We start from the raw sequence: 268 nt of genomic DNA, 5'->3' as shown, positions 1-268 counted from the left end.
TCAGTGCCTTTTACTACACCGTTGCGGCAAGCCTGGCCGTTGGTAGCAGTCGTGCGCAGGCCCGCCTCGTGGTGGCCGCTGATGCCCCGAGCGACGACAAGAACCGGATCATCGACGAGGCGTATGCCACCCAGGTGGCCGACGCGTGCCGAATGAAGCCCGCAGACGTGACCGAAGCCCGCGTGGAAGAGAAGCAAACACCGGCACCCTTGCCGTTCGCGTTGCTCGACCTGCAGGTGTACATGAGCAAGACCCACAGCATCGATGC

Annotated in this window: 1 pseudogene (cut by a window edge); it reads left to right on the top strand. The window is 63.4% G+C overall.

The window, feature by feature from the left end:
* Positions 1-268: pseudogene (locus ALO64_RS13490) on the top strand (DNA topoisomerase) (its annotated part continues 1,241 nt past the right edge of the window); the annotation flags it as partial.

The organism is Pseudomonas meliae, from assembly GCF_001400515.1.
GTDB classification, from domain to species: Bacteria; Pseudomonadota; Gammaproteobacteria; order Pseudomonadales; family Pseudomonadaceae; genus Aquipseudomonas; species Aquipseudomonas amygdali.
This window is presented reverse-complemented; position numbering and strand designations above follow the sequence as displayed.